Origin of the sequence: Promicromonospora sukumoe 327MFSha3.1, from assembly GCF_000385135.1 — a bacterium.
Taxonomy (GTDB): Bacteria; Actinomycetota; Actinomycetes; order Actinomycetales; family Cellulomonadaceae; genus Promicromonospora; species Promicromonospora sukumoe_B.
Map to the genome: position 1 here is coordinate 25,706 of NZ_ARQM01000006.1, position 23,094 is coordinate 48,799.

Below are 23,094 nucleotides of genomic sequence, written 5' to 3' on the forward strand. Positions count from 1 at the left end.
GTCCTGTCGAGACCCAGACCTCGACAGGACGGACGCCGGACGGGCGCCCCGTTTCGCGGGACCGCCTGCTACAGCGCGGTCAGCCCGAAGTTGTAGACCGTCGTCTGGCCCGCGACGATCTGGGCCTTCTTGGTCGCCGGGACGAACCCGTCGGCCGAGACGGTCACCTGCAGCGGGGCGTTGGACTTCTGCATCCAGTACGAGTACGTACCTTCGGCATCCGTCCGCAGCACCACGTCGTACGAGACACCGTCGAGGGCCACGACCGCGTCCTCGATCGGCGCACCGCCGCCGCTCACCGTGCCCGTGATCTTGCCCCAGCCCGCGGGCGCCTTCACCGACATGGTCGCCGTCACCGGGGTGACGTCGTACGGCGTGTCGTTCCCGATGTTGATCGACGCCGTGTAGGTGCCCGGCTGGTCGACGGCGGCCGTGATGGTCGCCACCGCGGTCACGCTCTTGCCCGGAGCCAGGGTGAACGACGGCGGCTGGACGTCCAGCCACTCGACGCCACCACCGCTGCCGGCCACCTCACCGGTCACGTCGATGACCAGGTTGGAGTCCGGGAAGCCCAGGCTGTCCGCCGTCGTCGGCTCCGGGGTGCCGCAGCCGTCCGAGGCGAGGTAGGTCGGGCTCGTCTCCGCGGCGGGGTTGCCACCCACGTAGATGGCCGTACCCGCGACCTCGACCACCAGGATGTCGTCCGGCGCGATGGTCGCCGAGGCGTCGATCGGCACCGTGTACCAGGAGCCGAAGTCGTCGGTCACGGTGACCTGGCCCGACCCGATCGGGGTCAGGTTGGCGTACGTGAACGCGCCCGAGAGCGTGTAGAGGGTGACGGTCGCCGTGGTCGACGGCGTGGCCACCTCCTGGATACCGAACGTGACACTGGTCGGCTGGAAGCCGGCCGTGATGCCGAAGTCGCCCGGGGTGTAGGTGCGCAGCAGCTTGGTGACGCCCGACGGGCAGGCCACCGAGCTCGCCGCGACGATCTCGTGCGAGGTCGAGTGCGACAGGACCACCTCGTCGGCGGCCACGTCCGGGTAGGCCGCCGCGGCGACCTCACCGGTCGCAGCACCTGCGGAGGCGCTGCTGCGCAGGCCGTCGGCCTTGGTGCCACCGGACGAGAACGGCAGCTTGGCAGCCGTCGCCTTGCCCTGGACACCCTTCACGACGCCGCTCGTGGAGGCGGTGTCGCCACCGAGGACGACGTACTCGCCGCCGCGCGCGGCCAGGTCCACCTCGGCCGGCGCGGAGCCGGTGTTGGTGATCTTGATGTTGCGCGACGCGGAGCCGCCGATCGCCAGGCTGGCATCGATGGCGGTCTTCGACACCGTCAGCTTGCCGGCCTTGAGCTGAGCGCTCACGGTGACGTCGGAGCCCTCGTCGGTGACGGTCGCGCTCTTGGTGGCCGACTGGTAGTCGTCCGCCGCGATCTCGACCGTGTAGTCACCGAGGCTCACGAGGGTGGAGTAGGTACCGTCCGCCGCGGTGGTCGCGGTGACCTCCGCGCCGTCCGCCGAGGTCAGGGTGACGTCGGCGCCCTCGATCGGCTCCTGGGTGTTGTAGTCCTCGACCACGCCCGCCACCGAGGCGACAGGCGGGGCGTCGAACGCGATCGACAGGCCCTCGGACAGCACCGCGGAGTTGTACGAGAACTGCGTGGCGACGGTTCCGCTCGCGTTCTCCACACCGATCGTGGCCGAGTTGCCCTTCGCGCCGGCGGAGTCGGCCACGGCGCCGTACCCGAAGGTCACGTCACCGTTGGCCAGCATCGTCACCGAGAAGTTCAGCCGGTCGGACTCGGCGTCGTACTTCCGGATGTTGCGCCACTCCAGCACGTAGGCGTCCACGCCGTCGACCGTGGTCGTCGCCGAGTACAGGCCGGCGGCCGAGTCGAGGTTGAGGTCGTCCCAGTAGGGGTAGAGCGCCGCGTTGGGGACGGCCGCCGACGGGATCGTCGTGTTGGCGTACGAGGTGGTGGCGGCCAGGAAGTTGATGTGGCCGTTGGTCGTCACGAACGCCCGCGAGTACTCCTCGCCGTAGAACGGGAAGGAGAACGGCAGGTTCACGGACGTCGACGCGTCGTCGCCCGACAGGGTGACGCGGGTGTCGCCCTGGCGGTAGTCGGCGGTCGTGACCGAGCACGAGTAGCCGCCGGCGTCGACGTTCGGGACGATCGCGATGTCCACGTCCTCCGCGCCGTCGACCACGAGCTCTCCGTCGTACGGAGCGGCGCAACCGCCCAGCTGGACGGACAGCGAGTAGGTGCCCTCGGGCACGTCGGCGAACTCGAACGTGCCGTCCGCACCGGTCGTGGCCGGCTCGAACGGTGAGCCGCGGAGCGTGACCGGCGTGCCGGCGACCGGCTCACCGGACCCCTCGAGCTCGACCGTGCCCGTCACGGCGTGCCGCGGGGCCGACTCCAGGGTGATGGCGACCGTCTCGGTCGCGTCCACGTCCACCGTCACCGCGGCGGGCGCCGAGGTGAGGTAGCCGAAGGCCGAGGCCGACACGCTGTAGTCACCCGCGAGGACCGCGGCCGACCAGGCGCCGGACTCGTCCGTGGAGACCGTACGGTCCCGCTCGCCGTCGACGACGACCGACGCGTTGGCGATCGGCGCACCGGAGGCGTCCGCGACGGTGCCCGAGAGGGTGCCCGTACCGGCCGTCGGAGCGGCCTCCACGAGCGCGGCGACGTCGAGCTTGCCCTCGCCCCAGACGTTGTTGCGCTCCGGGGTACCACCGCACGAGAGGTCCTCGGTGTCGATGGCGGTCTCGTCGAGGAGCGCGATGGTGCCCTCGATGTCACCGACCAGCGACGGAGCGGCGCTCCACAGCAGCGCGATGGCGCCCGCGAGGTGCGGGGTGGCCATGGACGTGCCGCTGAAGTTCGCGTAGCCACCACCGGGGATGGAGGAGCGCACGTTCACACCGGGGGCCGCGATGTTCGGCAGCAGGGTGCCGTCACGCCCCGGACCACGCGCCGAGAACGACGCGATGGCACCGTTCACGTCGAACGCGCCGACCGAGTAGGTGTGCGTGAACGTGCCGGGGAACCGGCCCGTCTCACAGGCCGGACCCTCGTTGCCGCCCGCCCAGGCACCGAAGATGCCCGCGGCGTTCCAGGCCTGCGTCTCGGCGCTCATCCAGTCCTGGGGCAGGTTGACGCCCGGCGGGATGCCCCACGAGTTGCTGACCACGTGCGGCCGCTTCGACGGGTCCGCGTCGCTGCCGTCCGCGCGGGTCGGAGCGAGGAACCACTGCGCGTTCGCGAGGTAGTCGTCCCACTCGCAGCCGGCGTTGTCGATGCAGTTCGACGCGATCCAGGTGGCGTCGGGCGCGACGCCGATCTGGTTGGCGCCCGTGCCGCCGACGATGGTGCCCATGGTGTGGGTACCGTGCTGGCCGGAGTCGCAGGGTGCGCCGCCGTCACAGGTGTCGGGGATGTCGAAGTAGTTGTAGTCGTTGTCGTACGTACCGTCGGCGTTGTAACCGCGGTACTTGCTCTGCAGCGCCGGGTGCGTGGCGTCCACGCCGGTGTCGAAGTTCGCCACCACGATGCCGGCACCGGTGTAGCCCTGCTCCCACACCTCGGGTGCGTTGATCGCGTCGAGGCCCCACTCGACGGCGGCCGCCGACTTCTCGCCGGACGCCTTCTTCTCGACCGGCTGCTCGTTCTGCATCGTGATCTGCTCGTGGATGCCCGCGACCGTGCTGTTGGTCGCGAGGCTCTCGGCGAGCTCGAGCGAGCCGTCGTCGACGAAGATCGCGTTGTTGATCCAGTAGCTCCGGAAGTTGGCGCCGGCCGCCGTCAGCTCCTTGGCCACCGAGGCCTGGGACTTCTTGGCCGTGGCGTGCAGCGCGTCGTAGACGAACTGGCCGCGCTCGTCCCAGTCGGCGATGTCCTCGGCCGGTGCCAGGTCCGCCTCGTCGGTGAACTGGATCCAGAAGTCCGCGGTCTTCTTGTCCTCCAGCTGGGCGAGGACCTTGGCGCTGAGCTTCTCCTCGGGCTCGTCGGCGGCGGCAAGGGTGGTCGTCGGGACGGTCTGGGCGAACGCTGCCGGAACAACGGTCACCGCTGAGGTTGCCAGGAGCGCGAGCGCCGTTGTGACGGCGGTCGTCGCCCTCCCTGCAATTTTCCTGCGACGGTACATGGGGCCTCCATGCTCGGGCGCACCCGCTGCAGTTCCACGGGAGCGCGCGACGGCGATCCACTTGCTGTGGACCGCGTCCTACCGTCGGCTGGACGCCTCCTGGGAACAAGGTCGATTCACGGTCGAGCGAAGGTCAGTTTCTGGTCAAGACACGGACCGAGTCGGGTGCCTCTTCCTGTCAAGAGCCGTGAATCATTTTCACCCCAAGAACGCCAAACTTCACCCTATATGCAATCAAGTGGCGCAATACCGTCACGCGGGCGGGAATGCGCCATATCCCGCACGCAACGGGTAGGTAACGAAAAATTGACCCAAGCGGTACGACTCGGGGGCAAACTGGCGCGCGCCGGCCAGGTTTAACCCGGTCCGCGCCTGAACGGTCGACCATGGAGGGCGAGTCAATGAAGCACGACCCCGCACCAGGATCCACCCCCGGCCTCGTCGTCTGCGTTGGCCTCCCCTCCGACCAGATCATCGAGATCGCCCGGCTCCTGCGCGGCCAGGCCACGGTGCTCGCCACGCCCGACGCCGACGGGGCGCGCGCCGTGCTCACCCCCCAGACCGCGCCGCGGCGTGCCGGCGACGCGCCCTGGCGCGGGCTCGGCACGCAGCCCGAGCGGTTCGACAACCCCGGCCCGGCGGACGAGCACGCCTACGGCCGGCACCTCTCCGGGCACCCGAGCGACCGGCTCCCGGACAACCTCACCGACCCGGCGGTGCATCCCGCCGCGGAGTTCCTGCCGACCGTCGTGCCCGTGGCGACCGTCCCCGCGCCGGCACGGCCGGCGACCGGCGCGCTGCCGATCACCGCCGGGGCGCCGCGTCCGGCCACCGGCCCGCTCCCGGCCGTCACGGGCTCGATCCCGATGGTCGCGCCACCTGCCCTGGACCCGCTGGTCGCGGGGCCGTTGCTCGTCGACCTGGCCGGCCGCGAGGTCACGGCGCTGGGCCGGCGCGTGTACCTGTCGGCACGGGAGTTCGACCTGCTCGCGACGCTCGCGCTCGAGGCAGGGCGTGTGTGGTCGTTCGCCGAGCTCACCGCGCGGGTGTGGCAGCTGCCCTACCTCGGGGACTCGGACCCGGTGACCTCCGCGGTGAAGCGGCTGCGCAAGCGTCTGGCGCCCGTGCGCGACGTCGAGGTCGCGTCGGTGCGCGGGGTGGGCTACCGGCTCAAGATCTGGCCGTGAGTCACGCCCCCGTCACCAGCCAGCGGTCGCCCCGCGCGCGCCACCCGGTCGTCACCGCGCGGGCGGCCATGAACACGCCCGCGAACGCGAGCCAGAGCCAGGCGAGCCCGTGCGCGCCGTCGGGCGCCCAGGCGCCGACCGCGAGTGCGAACGGGAGGTAGGCCACGAGCGTCGCCATGCCCGCCCAGGCGAGGTAGCGGCCGTCGCCGGCGCCGATCAGGACGCCGTCGAGCACGAAGACCCAGCCCGCCATCGGCATGAGGAGGCCGCACACGGCGATACCTAGGGCGATCGCGACCCGCACGTCGGGGTCGGGCGAGAAGAGCGGGGCGATCCACCAGCCCGCCGCCGCCAGGAGAAGGCCGATCGCGCCGCCCGCGCCGACGCCCCACTGCAGGCAGCGGCGCAGAACCTGGCGCACGTGGCCGACGTCGCCGGCCCCGAGTCCGTGCCCCACCAGGGCCTGGGCCGCGATGGCGAGCGCGTCGAGCGCGAACGCCGCGAGGCCCCACAGGGAGCTCACCACCTGGTGCCCGGCGAGCGCGACGTCGCCCAGGCCGGTCGCGACGACGACGGTCACCAGGATCGCGGCGCGCAGGCTGAGCGTGCGGATCACGAGCGGGACGCCGGCCCGGGCGCCCGACAGGATGCCCGCGCGGTGCGGGCGCAGGCTCGCACCCCGGGCCCGGGCACCGCGCACCACGATCGTGCCGAGCACGACGGCCATGAGCAGCTGCGTGATCGCCGTGCCCAGGCCCGACCCCGCGATCCCCAGGCCCACCCCGTAGACGAGCGCGATGTTCAGCACCGTGTTGAGCACGGCCCCCGCCGCTGCGACGACGAGCGGCGTGCGGGTGTCGCGCAGGCCGCGCAGGACGCCGGTCGCGGCCTGGACCAGGAGCATGCCCGCGAGCCCCGGCGCGGACCACCGCAGGTAGGTCACGGCGTGCCGCGCGACGTCGCCGTCGGCGCCCAGCGCGGACACCGTGAGCGGGGCGGCGAGCAGCAGCACGACGACGAGCACGGCGCCGATCCCCAGGGCGAGCCACATCCCGTCGACGCCGGACTGCAGCGCCGCCCGCTCCTTGCCCGCGCCGGTGAGCCGCGCCACGGACGCCGTCGTCGTGTACGCGAGGAAGATGCACAGCCCCACGAGCGTGAGGAGCACGTTGCTCGCGAGCGACAGGCCCGCGAGCTGGGCGGTGCCCAGGTGGCCGACCACCGCGCTGTCGACGAGGACGAAGACGGGCTCGGCGATGAGGGCGCCCAGGGCGGGTACCGCGAGGGCGAGGATCTCCCGGTCGATGGACCGCGGGAGAGCGGGAGTGTGGCGAGGCTCGCCCAACTTTCTTTCCTCCACAGGCTGGGGGTTGCGTATACGCAGGTCAGAGGCCATGTCGATGTTTTACACAGGGGTTATCCACAACTGGGGACAGGGTTGTCCACCAACTTGTGCACAGCCTGGGCCACCTTTCCACATGGATGTGCACAGGCCCGTCCACAGGTCTCGTTGCACTCGGGTGCGCGGAGGCTTAGCGTCAGCGGAGCTTGCTTGCTGGTCTGATGTCCGTGGGGACTGTCGTGCACGACACAAGGGCGTGTCGCACGTGATGTCCCGAGAGTGTCGGTGGCGAGGAGTAGAACAGGTGTAGGACATCGGTCCGACCGCACGTCCGACGTGTGACCGGACCACACGGATCAGGAAAGCGGAGGCGCGGATGTCGATCGAGGAGCTCGAGTCGAGCTACTCCGGCGGGAGCCCCGGCCTCGACCGTACGCCGCCGCAGGACGTCCCGGCGGAGATGAGCGTGTTGGGCGGCATGCTGCTGTCCAAGGACGCGATCGCCGACGTGATCGAGCAGATCCGCGGCAACGACTTCTACCGGCCGGCGCACGAAGCCATCTACGACGCGATCATCGACCTGTACGGTCGCGGCGAGCCGGCCGACGCCATCACCGTGGTCGCGGAGCTGCAGCGCCGGGGCGAGCACGCCCGCGTGGGCGGCGCCCCGTACATCCACGACCTCATGGCGGGCGTGCCCACGGCCGCCAACGCCGGGTACTACGCCAAGATCGTGCGCGAGCGCGCCATCATGCGCCGCCTGGTGGAGGCCGGCACGCGCATCGTGCAGATGGGTTACGCCACCGACGGCGGCGAGGTCGACGACGTCGTCAACAACGCGCAGGCCGAGGTCTACGCGGTGACCGAGCGGCGCGCGTCCGAGGACTACCTGCCCCTGGCCGAGATCATCGGCCCCACCTTCGACGAGATCGACGCCGCCCAGGGCCGCGGCGAGGGCCTCACCGGCGTGCCGACCGGGTACTCCGACTTCGACCGCCTGACCAACGGCCTGCACGGCGGCCAGATGATCGTCGTCGCCGCCCGACCCGCCGTCGGCAAGTCCGTCCTCGGCATCAACGTCGCCTCGCACGCAGCCATCCACCACGAGATGGCGTCCGTCATCTTCTCCCTGGAGATGAGCCGCAACGAGATCGTCATGCGTATGCTCGCGGCCGAGGCCCGCGTGCCGCTCACCAAGATGCGCAGCGGCAACATGGACGACGGCGACTGGCAGAAGCTCGCCGCCACCATGGGCAAGGTCTCCGACGCCCCGCTGTTCATCGACGACTCGCCGAACATGTCGCTGATGGAGATCCGCGCCAAGTGCCGGCGCCTCAAGCAGAAGCACGACCTCAAGCTGGTGGTCATCGACTACCTCCAGCTGATGTCGTCCGGCAAGCGCGTCGAGTCGCGTCAGCAGGAGGTCTCCGAGTTCTCGCGCTCGCTCAAGCTGCTCGCGAAGGAGCTTGAGGTGCCCGTGATCGCCATCTCGCAGCTGAACCGTGGCGCCGAGCAGCGCAGCGACAAGAAGCCGCAGATGTCCGACCTCCGTGAGTCCGGCTCCATCGAGCAGGACGCCGACGTCGTGATCCTGCTGCACCGCGAGGACGCGTACGAGAAGGAGTCGCCGCGCGCCGGCGAGGCCGACCTGATCGTGGCCAAGCACCGTAACGGCCCCACCGACGTGATCACCGTGGCCTTCCAGGGCCACTACCAGCGCTTCGTCGACATGCAGGTGTGAGCCGCGGCGTCAGGTGAACTGCTGGAGGCCGATCGTCGCCTGGAGCTCGATCTGCCCGGCGCCCTCGCTGCCCGGCGCGGCCGTGTAGACGAGCAGGCGCAGGTCGCTGTCCTCGCAGCGCACGGGCGGGTCCGCAGGCCGACAGGCCGCGGCTCCTCCGCGCGACCGGAGTCCGAGCGCACTAACGTCGGCAAGTCAGGCACCTGCCGGACCCGAACGAGGAGGACAGCAGATGGGTCTCTTCAGCCGACGTACACCGCCCCCTGCCGACCCGGGCGTCGAGGCGCTGCCGCCCGCCGTCCCCGCCGAGAGCAGGGCCTCCCGGTTGTGGTCGGACGGCTTCGGCCGGGTCGGCACCCGGTCGCTGCAGATCCTCGCGATCCTCGCGGTCGTCGCCGTGGTCGTGTTCGTCGGCACGCGCCTGACCCTCGTGGTGATCCCCGTGCTCATCGCGCTCGTGCTGGCGTCCGCCATCTTCCCGCTCGTCTCGTTCCTGCGGCGCCACCGGTGGCCGTCACTCCTCGCGACCTGGGTCTCGCTCCTGGCGCTGGTCGCGCTGCTGTCGGGGATCGTCTGGCTCGTGGTGCGCGCCGTCGTCGACCAGTGGGGCGAGCTGCAGGCCCAGGCGATCGAGGGTTTCGACTCCCTGCAGACCTACGTCCAGGACCTGCCCTTCGACTTCGGCAACGAGCAGATCGCGTCGCTGCGCGACGCCGCCGTGAATCTGCTGCAGTCCGACGCCGTGGGCTCGGGCGCCATCGCCGGCGTCTCCCAGACCGCCGACTTCGTCGCGGGCTTCTTCATCATGATCGTCGTCCTGTTCTTCTTCCTGAAGGACGGCCCCGCGATGTGGGAGTTCGTGCTGCGCCCGTTCGAGGGGCACCGGTACGAGCGCGGGCAGCGTGTGGGCACGGCGACCGTCACCACGCTGGGCGGCTACGTGCGCGGGACGGCGATCGTGGCCCTGGTCGACGCCGTCGGCATCGGGATCGGCCTGGCGATCGTGGGCGTGCCGCTCGTGATCCCGCTGTCGGTGCTGGTCTTCCTGCTCGCCTTCATCCCGCTGGTCGGCGCCACGGTGGCCGGCATCCTCGCGGCGCTGGTCACGCTCGTCGCGGTCGGGCCGATCGAGGCGCTGATCGTCGTCGCGATCGTCGTCGCCGTGAACCAGCTGGAGGGCGACTTCCTCCAGCCGATCGTCATGGGCCGCACCCTGCGCCTGCACCCGCTCGTCATCCTGTTCGCCCTGACGGCGGGCACGGTGCTCGCGGGCATCACCGGCGCCGTGCTGGCCGTGCCGATCGCCGCGTCGCTCTGGCGGGCGATCCAGGTGTGGGACGGCCCGGACCTGCCGGCGCGGTTCGCGCGCCAGAAGCGGGCCGAGACGGTCTGACCCGTCAGCCCGACCGGAGGTGATGTCGCTGCCGATACCGCTGGCCGACTCCCGAGGTTCTGTTCAAGCCACGATGTTGCAGCGTTTCAAGCTGGCTCCTACGGGCAGGAGCTCGTGGTCTGAACAGAACCTCGGCCGCAAAGGAGCACTAGACCCCGCCGAGCTCCCTCCCGAAGAACTCGGTGAGCTTCTCGACGGCCGGGCCGACGTGCTCGGGCCGGTCGTAGAGGTCGACATGGCTGGCGCCCTCGATCCAGTGGAGCTCCTTGGGCTCGCGCGCGTCGGCGAAGGCCAGGGTGCCCATGTGCCTGGTGACGGCCTCGGTCCCCTGGACGATGAGCAGCGGCCGTGGCGCGATCAGGCCGGCGAACCGGAACTGGTCGGACGTCGCGATGCGGTCGACGCTCGACCACGTGAACTCCTTCGCGGAACGCGGGTGCGCCCCGCGCTCGGTGCGGTAGTACTCGAAGCCCTCGAAGCCGTGCCGGCCGCCGAGCGCCCGGGCCTCCTCCGCGGTGTCCGGGAAGACAGGGAACATGCCAACGGGCTCGCCGTGCGCCTCGGCGGTGCGGGCCGCCGCGGCGGCGTCGAGCATCCCCTGGACCACGGCCGGGTTCTGGGCACCGTCGGCGCCCTCCCGGAACTGGCGTCCGACGTCGACGCCGCTGACGGTGGCCAGCGCGCGCACCCGGTGGTCGCCCGCCGTCGCGGCGATGCCGTAGCCGCCCGAGGCGCAGATGCCGAGCATCCCGATCCGGCCGGCGTCGACCTCGGGGCGTGTGGTGAGAAAGGAGACGGCGGCCTTGAGGTCCTCGACGCGGTGCGCCGGGTCCTCCAGCCCGCGCGGCAGGCCGCCGCTCTCGCCCTGGTAGGCGGCGTCGAAGGCGAGGGTCACGAAGCCCTGCTCGGCGAGGCGGGCCGCGTAGGTGCCGGCGGTCTGCTCCTTGACCCCGGTGCCGGGGTGGCCGACGACGATCGCCGGCAGGGGCGCGGCGGCGTCGGGAGCGTCGGCATCGCGTGCAGGAAGGTAGAGGTGGCCGGCGAGGGGGATGCCGGCGCTGTCGAAGGTGACGTCCGTTCGGTTCATGCGACCAGGTTCCTGCGGCGGCCTGCAGCGCAACAGCAGCGGGTTCTTCCCTGGGAAGGATCCTTCCCTCCCGCACGCGGTCGGACCCTCGCAGAATGGTCGTCATGACCCCGCACGTCGACCCCGACGAGCTCGGCGCGTTCCTCAGGGCGCGCCGGGCCGAGCTCAGCCCGCACGCCGTCGGGCTCCCCGAGTCCACGAGGCACCGCAAGGTGCCGGGCCTGCGTCGCGAGGAGGTGGCCCAGGTCGCGGCGATCAGCGTCGACTACTACACGCGCCTCGAACAGGGCCGGGTCGCCGCGTCCGCCTCGGTGCTCGCCACGCTCTCGGCCGCGCTCCGGCTCGACGAGGACCAGCAGCGCTACCTCTACGAGATCGCCGGCAAGGCCGACGCCCGGCCCCGGCGACGGCGCGCCCGGCAGACCGTGCGCCCCGCCATGCGCCGGCTGCTCGACCGGCTCACCGACACCCCGGCGATCGTCCTCGGCAAGCGCATGGACGTGCTCGCCTGGAACTCGGCGGCGGCCGCGCTCTTCGTCGACTTCGGCGCGGTCCCCGCCGCGCGGCGCAACTACGTCCACCTGCTCTTCAGCGACCCGACGATGCGGGCGCTCAACGTGCGGTGGGAGCACGACGCGCGGGAGGCCGTCGCGGCCCTCCGCATGGAGGCCGCCACCGATCCCGACGACCCCGACCTGGCCCGCCTCGTCGGCGAGCTCGCGGTGCTCGACCCGGACTTCCGGCGCTGGTGGGCCGAGCACCGCGTGAACAGCGCGACCTACGGCACCAAGCAGTACCGGCACCGCGTGGTCGGCGACCTCACGCTCGACTGCGACACCTGGTCCAGCCCCGACGGCAGCGGCCAGCGCCTCATGGTCCTGACAGCGGAGGCCGGCTCGCCGTCCGACGAGGCGCTGCGGATCCTCGCCTCCTGGACGGCGACCTCCGCAGCACCGGACGCGACCGACGCGGCGACGGGGACGGCACGATGACGCCCTGGACCCCGGCCACGCTGGCCGCGCTGCGCGACACGTTCTCGCTGCACCTCGCCGCCGGGCCCGCCGGCCCGGACGCCCCCGAGGTCGAGGTCGGCATGGTGCTCGCCGACGGCGACCTGTACGTGCGACCGCAGCGCGGCACGACGTCGCGGTGGTACCGCGCCGCGATCGGCCACGGCACCGGGCGAATTCGCGTGTCCGGCGAGACCGTCGCCGTGCGATTCGAGGCCGCCGGGCAGGATGCCGGCACCGCGGTCGACGCCGCGTACCGGAGCAAGTACGGCGAGCTCGCGGCATTCGCGGTCAGCGCACCGTCGCGTCTGGCGACGCTGCGCATCACACCGGCGTGACGCCACGGCGTCAGCCCGCGGCTCAGCCTGCTGCGGGCTCCTCGCCGACCTACCCAACAGCCGCCCCGGCCGCCGGACCCGCCGCCAGGCCGGCCAGCACCTCGGCCGCCGCCCGCGGCCGGACCAGCCACGACAGGTGGCTCGACTTCAGCGTGTGCACGTCGTACGGGTTGTCGGGCGTGAGCGCGTCCGCCTCGCGGATCATCCGGTCCTGCATGGCGGGCGGGATGCTCGTGTCCTCGCTGAGCCGCACGTAGGTCCGGGGGATCGTGCCCCAGGTGGCCGCCTGGACCCGGTCGTCCGGTGTGCCGGCGTCGAGGTTCTCGTCGGGCTGGAACGTGTTGAGGAACGTGCGGAACTCGTCGTCGGTGCCGTCGGCGTGGAACGCCGCCTTGAGACCGGCCAGCACCGCCGGGTCCGCCGTGCGGAAGTTGCCGCGCAGCAGCCCGAGCTCGGCGGGGTCACCCGCGAGCACGGCCGCGAGCGCCATCTGGTCTGTGTCCGCCATCTCGGGTCCGGCGTAGTAGCCGCCCACGTCCAGGTCGACGGGCGCCCACGCGGAGACGTAGACGATCCGGTCGACCAGGTCGGGGCGGGCATTGCCGACCGCGGTGAGCGTCATGCCGCCCCGGCTGTGGCCGACCAGGATCACCGGACCGTGCTCCTTGGCCCGTTCGAGGACCTCGACGACGCGCGCCACGTTGTCGGCGAGCGTCACCCCCTTGATGCTGCCGGGAGTCGTCGCGAGACCCGGCAGGTCCTGCGGCGCCTGGTACGCGGCCGGGTAGGTCGCCTCGAACCCGTGGCCGGGCAGGTCGACCGCCGCCGAGCGGTGCCCGAGCAGCGCGAGCTCGGCCTGCAGCGGCGCGAACGAGAACGAGTTGGCGAAGGCGCCGTGGACCAGCACGAAGGTGGGTGACATGGCGCCTGATGCTAGTCGAGCGGGGAGCCTCAGCCACCCGGATTTTCGAGGAACGCCTCCATCCCGCCGCCGTCCGCGAGCCCGATGATGTTGCCCGCGGGGTCGGTGAACCAGGCGCCGTCGCCCCCCTCCATGAAGCCTCGGACGATGCCCTTCTCGTCCTGCTCGAAGCCCTCGTAGTGCTGGAACGGCACGCCCTTGGCGGCGAGCTCGTCCACGACCTCGTCGACGTCGTCGACCGTGAGGTGCATGACCGTGAACGGGGCCGGGACGTGGTCGTCCTTCTGGTAGACGAACACGGCGGCGCCGTCGCCGAGGTCGAGCACGATGCCGGCCCCTTCGTCCAGGGTTGACACGCTCAGCCCGAGCGTGTCCGCGTAGAACGCGCGTGCCGCGTCCATGTCGTTCGCCGCGAACGTCGGCAGCACGTTTCGCACGTTGACCATCGCTGTCTCACTCCTTCGTGATCGCCGGCTGCTGCACGGCGGGGCCCGTCGGGAGCGCCGGACACTTCCAGGTTGCCACCGCCGGGCGCGGGCGCAAGGGCCCAAGGGCCTTCGGCGCGGACATCACCCGCGGGCCCCGTCGGCGCATGGGCGGACGCCGCCTACTGGCCCACGCGCCCGTCGACGCGCTCGCGCAGGATGTCGGCGTGGCCGCAGTGCCGCGCGTACTCGACGATCTGTCCCAGGACGGCCTCGCGGAGCTGGAGATCCGCGCCCTCGGGACCGAAGTCGGAGTCCCCGGTGTTCCCGGTGCTGAGGTCGGTCACGCCGTCGAGGTAGCGGTCCGTCGCCTCCGTCTCGGTGCGCCAGTGGTGCCAGGCGTCGTCGACGACGGCTGGATCGGCGATCGCTCCGGTCCAGTCGGCCTCGCGGTCGTCCTCGGTGCGGTACAGCTCGGGTGCGTCCTCGCCCGTCATCACGCGGCGCAGGTGTCGCTCGCCCGACGCCAGGTGCCGCAGCAGCCCGAGCAGGGACATGGTGGACGGCGGGGCGGAGCGGCGGGCGAGCTGCTCGGCATCGAGCCCCGCGCACTTCATCTCCAGCGTGAGCCGGTAGTAGCGCAGGTACTCGAGCAGCATGCTGCGCTCGTCGGTGACCGGGGCGTCGTTCTCCCGCGGGTCGTCGTCGGGGTCGGTCCACATGTCAGGGAAGACGGTGGCAGTCGTCCAGCGGGTGGTCTCGGGCTCTTCGGCCTGTTCGTGGGGCTCCATCCGTCCAGGGTGGACCCGTGCCCCGGCCGTCGGCCACGGGAATTCCGGGGCGAGGTCAGTCCCGGGGAGCCTCGGTGTACGTCACGGGGCCACCGCACGACGCCACGACGTCGCCGTCGGCGAGCAGCCGGACGTCGATCCACGGCTCGTCGCCGAGCACGGTGAGCGCGGCCTCGGCGTCGGGGTCGGGGTCGGTGACGTCGACCCGGACGTCGTGCGTGTCCCCGTCCGCCGCGATGGTCCGGGTGTGCGTGAACCCTGCGTTGTCCGACGAGGAGCCGGCGTCGCTCGTCCCGATGTCCCAGGACCGGGAGATCAACACGTCCTCGCCGTCCCCCGCGCGGGCGTCGAGCTCGACCCGGTATCCGGTGTCCCGGGCCGACGGGTCGCTGGTCCAGGTGAGGATGGCGCCCGGGTGCGTCGTGCGGGTCTCCCGGACCGTCCACAGCCGGCGGTCCCGGTTGATCGACACGGATCCGGCCGGCCTGATCTCCCCGGCGACGAGCGTCGGCTCGGGTGTCTCGACCTCGCACAGGGGCGAGTGGTCGGCAACGTCGGCCGAGCTGCCGCTGCTGATCGGCACGTACCCGTAGCCGAGCCCGAGCACGCAGACCACGACCGCGGCCGAGTAGAGGGCGATGCGCGGCCGCCGCGGGAGGTCCAGCACCTCGCGCAGCACGACGGTCCGCACGATCGAGTCGGCGAACGTCTGGCGCTTGGCGTGCCAGACCGGTCGCAGGTAGCCGATGAGCAGGATGGCGTCGAGCAGGTGGAGCACCCACCGGGCGAGCGTCCGCCCGAGGCCGGCGGGCCGGTGCTCGTCCTCGCGGACGACGCGGATGCCCGTCACGAGCTTGCCCGGCGTCCAGCCCGTGAGGGCCTGGAGCAACAGCAGGAGCACCAGGGCGGCGACCGGGACGAGCACCAGCGGCCCGCCGGAGCGGGCCGCCTCGGTCGTCCCGCTCCACACGGGGACGAGCATCGGGGCGTTGAACCCGGCCCCGAGCGCCAGCCAGGCCACTCCGGCCAGGATCGCGTTGTCGAGGAGGGCCGCGACGACGCGCTGCCCCCACGAGGCGTACTCCGCCTCGACGACGGCGCCCGCCCCCGGACCGTCGACGTCCGGCGCGACCACCACGCCGGACGTCGTTCCCCCGCCGACCCCCGACCCCGCGCTGCTCACCATCCCAGGATCATGTCAGCGAGGGCTCAGGTTGGCCATGAATCAGCCTTGGTAGCGGTACGCGTCCCACGCGCCGAGCAGGTACTGGATGCCCAGCGCCCGGTCGTAGAGGCCGTACCCGGGGCGCGGTTTGTTCGTGGTGTTCTCGTCCCAGAGGTGCCGGCCGTGGTCGGGCCGGATGTAGCCCTCGTAGCCGGCCTCGGCGTACGCCTTCATGATCCCGGTGGTGTCGACGCTGCCCTCGCACGCGCGGTGCGCCACCTCGGTGAAGTCACCGTTGTCGAAGTGCTTGATGTTGCGCACGTGCGAGAAGTGGATGCGGTCCATGAACGTCTTCACCGCGTCGACGGGGTCCTGCTCCGGGTTGGCGGAGAAGCTGCCCAGGCACAGGGTGAGGCCGTTGTACGGGCTCGGGTTCAGGTCGAGCACCCGCGCGAGGCCCTCCTTGGTGGAGACCACGCGCGGCCAGCCGAACACGTCGAAGGGCGGGTCGTCCGGGTGCACGCCGAGCTTCACGTCGACCTCCTCGCAGGTGGGGATCACCGCGTCGAGGAAGTACTTGTAGTTGGCGTACATGTCGTCGTGCGTCACGCCCTCGTAGGCGGCGTTCAGCTCATGGAAGCTCGCCAGCCGCTCGGGCTCCCAGCCCGGGAGGGTCAGGCCGTGGGTGTTGGCCTCCATGTCGGCGATCAGGCTCTCGGGCGACATCTTGTCGACCACGGCCTTCTCGTAGAACAGCGCGGTCGAGCCGTCGGGCAGCGGGTGCCACAGGTCGGTGCGCAGCCAGTCGAAGACGGGCATGAAGTTGTAGCAGACCACCTTCACGCCGGACTGCCCGAGGCGGCGGATCGTCGTGATGTAGTTCTCGATCGCCTCGTCGCGGCTCAGCCCGAGCACGGTACGGCCGAGCTTGATCGACTCGTGCACGTTGACGGACTCGACCACCTCGGCGTCGAAGGTCTTCGTGATGCCCTTGGCACGCGCCTCGTCGGACATGCCGGTGATCCTGGCGATCTCGGCGTCGATCTCCGCCTGCTCCCACACCTCGCCGGCCTGCTTGTCGTGCAGACTCCACACGATGGTCTCCACGCCAGGGATCTGGCGCACGTGATCCAGCGTCACGGTGTCGTTGCCCTCGCCGTACCAGCGGAAGCCCATCTTCACAGCGGTTCTCCTCGTCGTCGTTGTCCAGCCGCTCTTGTATACATCATGCCCGCCCCGGCGAGCGGGGCGGGCATGATGCTCACTCAGTGGTTCGTGAGACGCGGCTCAGAGGGTCGTGAACCGCAGCCGCATCCGGACCGGCGCGACGTGCAGCTGCGCGTTCGGCAGCACGCCCGGGCCGCAGGCCGCGCTGCCGACGCCGTGCTGCGCGGCGTCGAGGTGCAGCCAGAGCTTGCCGTCCGGCACGAGCTCGTGCGGGTGCGCGGCCCGGTCCAGCGCCTCGTCCGACCACGGGCGCAGCGACAGCTCGAAGCCGACCTGCGACTGCGTGCCGACGGACACCTCACCGGCGTCGATCCGCAGGCCGGTGCCGTCCGCGAAGGACAGGACGGCGCTGGTGACCCCGCGCCGCGCGCCGTTCTCCTGCGGGTGGGTGTACCGGGTCTGCCAGTCGGCGACCGAGTGCTCCCACGCCCCGCCGAGCGCCGCCGCCCGCGAGTCCGCGTACGACTCGTCCGGGCCGAGGCCGGACCAGCGCACGCCGGCGTCGGCCGCCCGCGGCTCGTCGAGCGCGAGCAGCAGGCCGAGCCGAGCGACGCTCTCCGGCCAGCGACCCTCCGGCTGGATGTCGACGAGCAGGTCGACGGCGTCCGGCGCGTCCGTAGCCGGCTGCCACGTGTAGCGCGTGGCGAAGCCCGCGCGCGTCGTCGGGCCCGCGAGGCGCGCGTCGATCTCCAGCGCGCCGGCCTCGCTCACGGCGACGCCGGCCTTGCGCTCGGCGAGCAGGTGCATGCTCGTGCTGCGCCACACCTCGGCGTCGGACAGCCCGCGCCACATCCCCGCGCGGCGGTCGTTGTCGGTCGGCGCCCGCCAGCCGTCCACCCGGAAGGTGTGCACCTCGCGGCCCGCGAGCGAGCGCAGGTCGCCCCGGCGGTCGAACCGGGCGGGACCGGCGGAGTACCCGCCGTCGGCCTCCACGATCACGCGGCCCGACGGCGCCGCCAGGGGCGCCGGCTCCACGAGCAGGAGCTGCCCCGCGCCGAGCACGAACCCGGTCTCCAGCCAGGGCTCCTCCAGCGCGTCCGCCTTCTCCTGCACGGCCCGCAGCGTCCACCAGACGGGCGCGTCGCCCGGCTCCGGCAGGGTCAGGTCGGCCGGCGGGCGGACGACGGCCTCGGCCCCGGCCGCGAGCGCCAGGTCCAGGACACCGGAGGCCAGCTCCTCCTCGCCGCGGTGCAGCGTCCAGCGCAGCTCGGCGTGGCTCGTGTCCCGGAACGCGTAACGGTTACGCACCAGCAGGGTGCCGTCCGGCTGCGCGTCGATCCGGACCGGCGCGAACACGGCCGCCGTCTCCAGCAGGCCCGGCGACGGCGTGCGGTCGGGCAGCAGCAGGCCGTCGGCGATGAACGTGCCGTCGTGGAACCGCTCGCCGAAGTCGCCGCCGTACGCCGCGAACAGGTTGCCGTCGGCGTCCGCGCGGGTCAGGCCGTGGTCGATCCACTCCCAGATGAACCCGCCCATCAGGCGCGGGTACCGGTCGAACAGCGCGTCGTAGTCGGACAGCCCGCCCGGGCCGTTGCCCATGGCGTGCGCGTACTCGCACTGCAGGAACGGCATGCCGCGGCGGCGGGCGTCGGCGTCGGCGCGCTCCAGCGCCGGCTCGATGCCCTGCCCGATCAGGTCCACGTGCCCGGACTCGGCGTACATCCGCGAGTAGACGTCGACGTGCTCGCTGGACCAGTCGCCCTCGTAGTGGATCGGGCGGCTCGGGTCGAGCGCGCGGACGGCGTCGGCCATGGCGGGCACGTTGATGCCGCCGCCCGCCTCGTTGCCGAGCGACCACAGGATGATGCTCGCGTGGTGGCCGTCGCGGCGCACCATCCGGGTCACGCGGTCGACGAGCACCTCGGTCCAGTCCGGGTCGTTGACCGGGTTGCCCTCCCAGCCGCGCTCGTCCTCGAAGCCGTGCGTCTCCAGGTCGTTCTCGTCGATGACGTAGAGGCCGTACCGGTCGCACAGGTCCAGGAAGTGCGGGTGCGGCGGGTAGTGGCTCGTGCGGACGGCGTTGATGTGGTGCCGCTTCATGAGCAGCACGTCCTCGAGCATCCGCTCCGGGGTCACCGAGCGCCCGCGCAGCGGGTCGAACTCGTGCCGGTTGACGCCGCGCAGCTTGACGGGCCGCCCGTTGACGAGGAACACGCCGTCCTCGATCGAGACGGTGCGGAAGCCCACGGCGAGCGTCACCGTCTCGGTGTCCGTCGTGACGACGACGTCGTAGAGCCGCGGCCGCTCGGCGCTCCACGGCTCGACGGCCACCTGGATCTCCTCGCCGGAGGCCGCGTCGACACCGAGCTCCGGCACCGTCACGCGGGCGGCGACGGCGTCCCGGCCGGCGCCCACGGTCGCGGCGTCCACGCGCAGCGTGCCCGTCCCGGTCGTGTGGTCGTAGGCGGCGTGCACGCGGACGTCGTCGAGCGCGCCGGCCGGACGGTGCTCCAGCGAGACGCTGCGGAAGACGCCGGAGAGCCACCACTGGTCCTGGTCCTCGGCGTACGACATGGCCGACCACTTGGTGACCCGCACCGCGAGCAGGTGGTCGGTGCCGGGCCGCAGCCGGTCGGTCAGGTCCACCTCGGTGGGCAGGCGCGAGCCGTGCGACGTGGCGAGCAGCTCGCCGTCGAGCGCCACCTGGAACCAGGAGTCCACGCCCTCGAAGCGCAGCAAGGTGCGGCCACCCTCGGGCCAGTCGGCGGGCAGCCGCAGCGTGGTGCGGTACTCGCCCGTCGGGTTGTCGTCGGGCACGTGCGGCGGCTCGATCGGGAACGGGAAGAGCTTGTTGTTGTACTCGGGCACGCCGTAGGGCCAGGAGTGCGGGGCGCCGGCGAGCTGCCAGTGCCCGGGCACCGCCAGGCGGTCCCAGTCGTCGCCGGGTTCGGCCAGGTCGACGCCCGTGTCCGGGTGCGGGAACAGCCGGAACCGCCAGTCGCCGTCGAGGGACACCGTCGCGGCGCTCGACGCGCCGGCCGGCGGCCGGTACCGCGGTGGGACGACGCCGTCCGGGACGGCAACGGTCTCGTGGGTGATGGTCATGACTCCTCCAGGCGGCGTCGGTCGGGGAAGCGCACGATCGAGAGCGCCTGGCGCGACGCTACACCCGGGTGCGTTCAACGTTGAACTATACTGGCCACCGCCGTTGGACCAAACGCCGCCCTGGGCCGTTTGGTCCAACGCTGAACTATGACCGTTCCACTGGAAGGACAGTGACTACTCGTGCACTCCGCCCGCCTCGCGATCGACCCATCGTTCGTCGTCGGCCCCGTGCGCCGCGGCACCTTCGGGAGCTTCGTCGAGCACCTGGGACGCTGCGTCTACACGGGCATCTACGAGCCCGGCCACCCCACCGCCGACGAGAACGGGTTCCGCGGCGACGTGCTCGGCCTGGTGCGGGAGATGGGCGTCAGCACCGTCCGCTACCCGGGCGGCAACTTCGTCTCGGGCTACCGCTGGGAGGACGGCGTCGGCCCCCGCGAGGAGCGGCCGACCCGCCTGGACCTCGCCTGGCACTCGATCGAGACCAACGAGTTCGGCCTGAACGAGTTCATGGCCTGGACCAAGGCCTCCGGGACCACGCCGATGATGGCGGTGAACCTGGGCACGCGCGGCATCGCCGAGGCGCTCGACCTGCTCGAGTACAGCAACCACCCCGGCGGCACGGAGCTGAGCGACCTGCGCCGCGAGCACGGCGTCGAGGAGCCGCACGCGATCCAGCTCTGGTGCCTCGGCAACGAGATGGACGGCCCGTGGCAGCTCGGGCACAAGACCGCCGAGGAGTACGGGCGGCTCGCCACCGAGACGGCGCGCGCGATGCGCCAGCTCGATCCCTCCGTGGTGCTGGTCGCGTGCGGCTCCTCGGGTTCGAGCATGCCGACCTTCGGCGAGTGGGAGCGCACGGTCCTCACCGAGGCGTACGACGAGGTGGACATGATCTCGGCGCACGCCTACTACCGCGAGGAGGACGACCTCGGGTCGTTCCTGGCCAGCGCCGTCGACATGGACTACTTCGTGGCCTCGGTGGCCGCGACGGTCGACGCCGTTGGCGTGGCCCGCAAGTCGGCCAAGAGGATCGCCATCTCGTTCGACGAGTGGAACGTCTGGTACCACCAGGAGGAGGACCCGATCAAGGCGTCGGGCGGCCGCTGGGACAAGGCGCCGCGCCTGGAGGAGGACGTCTACACCGTCGCGGACGCCGTCGTCGTGGGCAACCTGCTGATCTCGCTGCTGCGCAACACCGACCGGGTGCACTCCGCCAGCCAGGCGCAGCTCGTCAACGCGCTGGCGCCGATCGCCACCGAGCCGGGCGGCCCGGCCTGGCGCCAGACGACGTTCCACCCGTTCGCGCTCACGTCACGCCACGCCGCGGGCGAGGTGCTGCGGGTCGCCATCGACTCCCCGAGCTACGAGAACAAGCGGTTCGGGTCCTCGGACCTGGTGGACGCGGTGGCGACCTGGGACGCGGACGGCTCGGCGCTGACCGTCTTCGTGGTCAACCGCGCGCAGGACGAGGCCACCCGGATCGAGGTGCCCGTGGGCGCGTTCGGCGCCGTCGAGGTGGTCGAGGCCCTGACGCTGGCGAACGACGACCACCACTGGCGTGCGTCCGCCGAGGACTCGACGTCGGTGCTGCCGACGTCGAACACCACGGCCCGCGTCGAGGACGGGACGGTCACGGTCGAGCTCCCGCCGGTCTCGTGGACGGTGCTGCGCCTGCGCGCGACGCGCTGAGTGCCGCCGCCCGCCGAGCCGGCGGGCTGATGTGCTCTTCAACCCAGCGATTGGGCCCGGAACCGTGAGGTTTCCGGGCCCAATCGCTGGTTAGCGCTCACGTGTTGGTCTAACCAGCGATTGTGCCCAGAACACGCCGTGTTCTGGGCACAATCGCTGGGTAGTGCAACGGCAAGGTGCAGCGGGCCGCGGCCCGCCCCGGCTAGCTGTTGAGCGTCGCCAGCTCCTCGGCCGGGTCGGCGCCGTTCGCGATGTTCTGCAGCACGACACCGAGGTCGTTCTCCAGCCCGTCGTTGTCGGCCGAGACCAGCTTGCGCGGGTACTCGGCGGCAGCCAGGGAGTCGGTCACCTGCTGCACGCTCTCGAGCGCGGTCTCGCTCTGGTCCTCGGCCAGCTCGGCGCTCACGTCGTTCGCGGCCGGGAAGCCCTGCAGGGTGTCGACCCAGATCTGCTGGCCCTCGCCGACGGCGAGGAACTCGGCGAACTTGGTCGCGGCCTCCAGCTTGGGCCCCTCCAGGTCGGCGCTCAGCGCGAGCGCGTAGTCCACGCCGCTGGTCGACGTCGCCTCGTTGTCACCGATCGTCGGGAACGGCGCCATGCCGAGGGTGTCGTCCTCGACGGCGCTGCCCGGGGTCTCGGCGTTGCCCGCCAGCGTGGCGCTCACGTGCCACGAGCCGGTCGGCATGGCCAGCGACTTGCGGGCCAGCAGGTAGTCGTCGCGCGCGGACGGGTAGGTCGTGGTCGACGTCGCCGCCTGCTGGAACACGCCGTCGTCGAACAGCTTCTGCCACGCGGTCGCGGCCTCGACCAGGGTGTCGGACTCCCACGGGATCTCGCCGGCTGCCGCGTCGTAGATCTCGCCGCCGTCGCCGTACTGGTTGCTCAGCCACACGAAGAAGTCCGCGGCGTGCCAGGTGTCGGCGGCACCCATCGCGAAGCTGCTGTAGCCCGCGTCCTGCGCGGCCTTGCTGACCTCGACCAGGCTCGCGTAGTCGGTCGGCAGCTCCAGGCCGAGCTCCTCGAACAGGCTCTCGTTGTAGAGGTAGAACTCGCTGCCCGCCGTGAGGATGGGCAGCGCCTTCACCTCGCCGTCCGACGTCGTCGTCTCCTCCAGGAGCTCGGGCTTGACGCCGTCGATCCAGTCGGCCGCGAACTCGTCGGTGCCCAGCGCGTACTCCGCGTAGTCGTCGAACGACGACGTCGTCTGGATGCCGTACATGTCCGGCACCTCGCCCGCGAGGATGAGGTTGTCGAGCTCGCTGAGGTAGTCGCTGGCGCCGTCCGCGCCCTGGAAGTCGATCTTGATGTCGGGGTTCTCGGCCTCGAAGGCGTCGACGATCGGCTGCCACTGCTCGAGCGACGGGATCCAGGTGCGGTAGGTGAGGGTGACGGTCCCGTCCTCGGCGACGCCGTCGTCCCCGCCGCCGGCGCAGCCGGCGAGCAGGACGAGGGCGGACGCCGCACCGGTGGCGGCGAGCAGACGACGGGGGACGGCACGAGGCGATCTGAACATTGATCCTCCTTGATGGTGAACAGTGCTGGTGCGGGCCGTTGGAACGGGTCGCGGGGGTT

The 23,094-nt window shown here is 71.7% G+C and carries 16 protein-coding genes; 6 read left to right on the forward strand and 10 right to left on the reverse strand.

From position 1 onward, the window contains the following. Positions 1 to 68 precede the first annotated feature (68 nt). Positions 69 to 4,079 (reverse strand): carboxypeptidase regulatory-like domain-containing protein, encoded by a 4,011-nt coding sequence (locus tag H291_RS0103200; RefSeq protein ID WP_020013537.1) that lies wholly within the window; start codon positions 4,077 to 4,079, stop codon positions 69 to 71. Positions 4,080 to 4,558: 479 nt separating this feature from the next. On the opposite strand from H291_RS0103200, the gene H291_RS32190 reads away from it, so the two are divergent. Continuing rightward, on the forward strand, positions 4,559 to 5,344 hold the full coding sequence (locus H291_RS32190; RefSeq protein ID WP_020013538.1) for a winged helix-turn-helix domain-containing protein: 786 nt from the start codon (positions 4,559 to 4,561) through the stop codon (positions 5,342 to 5,344). Between the two features lies 1 nt (position 5,345). Here H291_RS32190 and H291_RS0103210 read toward each other — a convergent pair whose 3' ends face one another. Next, positions 5,346 to 6,689 (reverse strand): MATE family efflux transporter, encoded by a 1,344-nt coding sequence (locus H291_RS0103210; protein ID WP_020013539.1) that lies wholly within the window; start codon positions 6,687 to 6,689, stop codon positions 5,346 to 5,348. A gap of 373 nt (positions 6,690 to 7,062) precedes the next feature. On the opposite strand from H291_RS0103210, the gene dnaB reads away from it, so the two are divergent. Both dnaB and H291_RS0103225 read left to right on the forward strand, forming a co-directional pair. Then, a complete protein-coding gene (dnaB, locus tag H291_RS0103215; RefSeq protein WP_020013540.1) occupies positions 7,063 to 8,427 on the forward strand; it encodes a replicative DNA helicase in 1,365 nt (454 codons plus the stop codon). 232 nt (positions 8,428 to 8,659) lie between these two features. Next, positions 8,660 to 9,820 (forward strand): AI-2E family transporter, encoded by a 1,161-nt coding sequence (locus H291_RS0103225; RefSeq protein ID WP_020013542.1) that lies wholly within the window; start codon positions 8,660 to 8,662, stop codon positions 9,818 to 9,820. Between the two features lie 148 nt (positions 9,821 to 9,968). Here the strand turns inward: H291_RS0103225 and H291_RS0103230 are convergent, their stop codons facing one another. Continuing rightward, positions 9,969 to 10,907: an alpha/beta hydrolase gene (locus tag H291_RS0103230; protein WP_020013543.1), complete on the reverse strand. Its 939-nt coding sequence runs from the start codon at positions 10,905 to 10,907 to the stop codon at positions 9,969 to 9,971. Between the two features lie 104 nt (positions 10,908 to 11,011). Here H291_RS0103230 and H291_RS0103235 point away from each other — a divergent pair, with 104 nt between their 5' ends. Beyond that, positions 11,012 to 11,899 carry a helix-turn-helix domain-containing protein gene (locus H291_RS0103235; protein ID WP_026365347.1) on the forward strand — a complete coding sequence of 296 codons (888 nt, stop codon included), beginning with the start codon at positions 11,012 to 11,014 and terminating at the stop codon, positions 11,897 to 11,899. Beyond that, positions 11,896 to 12,255 carry a DUF2255 family protein gene (locus tag H291_RS0103240; protein WP_020013545.1) on the forward strand — a complete coding sequence of 120 codons (360 nt, stop codon included), beginning with the start codon at positions 11,896 to 11,898 and terminating at the stop codon, positions 12,253 to 12,255. Before H291_RS0103235 ends, H291_RS0103240 begins: the two co-directional genes overlap by 4 nt. Before the next feature lie 49 nt (positions 12,256 to 12,304). Here H291_RS0103240 and H291_RS0103245 read toward each other — a convergent pair whose 3' ends face one another. The 6 genes from H291_RS0103245 to H291_RS0103270 form a co-directional block, all read right to left on the reverse strand. Next, positions 12,305 to 13,177, reverse strand: a complete 873-nt coding sequence (locus H291_RS0103245) for an alpha/beta fold hydrolase (protein ID WP_020013546.1) — start codon at positions 13,175 to 13,177, stop codon at positions 12,305 to 12,307. A 29-nt stretch (positions 13,178 to 13,206) separates the two neighbouring features. Next, positions 13,207 to 13,623 (reverse strand): VOC family protein, encoded by a 417-nt coding sequence (locus tag H291_RS0103250; protein ID WP_020013547.1) that lies wholly within the window; start codon positions 13,621 to 13,623, stop codon positions 13,207 to 13,209. 161 nt (positions 13,624 to 13,784) lie between these two features. Beyond that, a complete protein-coding gene (locus tag H291_RS0103255) occupies positions 13,785 to 14,393 on the reverse strand; it encodes a DinB family protein (protein WP_020013548.1) in 609 nt (202 codons plus the stop codon). A 55-nt stretch (positions 14,394 to 14,448) separates the two neighbouring features. Further along, entirely contained in the window at positions 14,449 to 15,579 is a 1,131-nt protein-coding gene (locus tag H291_RS32195) for an RDD family protein (protein ID WP_020013549.1), read from the reverse strand. Positions 15,580 to 15,618: 39 nt separating this feature from the next. Next, positions 15,619 to 16,734 carry a mannonate dehydratase gene (locus H291_RS0103265; protein WP_232215979.1) on the reverse strand — a complete coding sequence of 372 codons (1,116 nt, stop codon included), beginning with the start codon at positions 16,732 to 16,734 and terminating at the stop codon, positions 15,619 to 15,621. Positions 16,735 to 16,845: 111 nt separating this feature from the next. Beyond that, the gene (locus H291_RS0103270; protein WP_020013551.1) at positions 16,846 to 19,830 is read right to left on the reverse strand and encodes a glycoside hydrolase family 2 TIM barrel-domain containing protein; all 2,985 of its coding nucleotides are present in this window, start codon (positions 19,828 to 19,830) and stop codon (positions 16,846 to 16,848) included. Positions 19,831 to 20,010: 180 nt separating this feature from the next. Between H291_RS0103270 and arfA the strand changes: the two genes are divergently transcribed. Further along, complete coding sequence (arfA, locus tag H291_RS0103275) at positions 20,011 to 21,522, forward strand: arabinosylfuranosidase ArfA (protein ID WP_020013552.1); 1,512 nt, start codon at positions 20,011 to 20,013, stop codon at positions 21,520 to 21,522. A 202-nt stretch (positions 21,523 to 21,724) separates the two neighbouring features. Here arfA and H291_RS28445 read toward each other — a convergent pair whose 3' ends face one another. Next, positions 21,725 to 23,035, reverse strand: coding sequence for an ABC transporter substrate-binding protein (locus H291_RS28445; RefSeq protein ID WP_020013553.1), 1,311 nt, complete (start codon positions 23,033 to 23,035; stop codon positions 21,725 to 21,727). Positions 23,036 to 23,094: the final 59 nt, after the last annotated feature.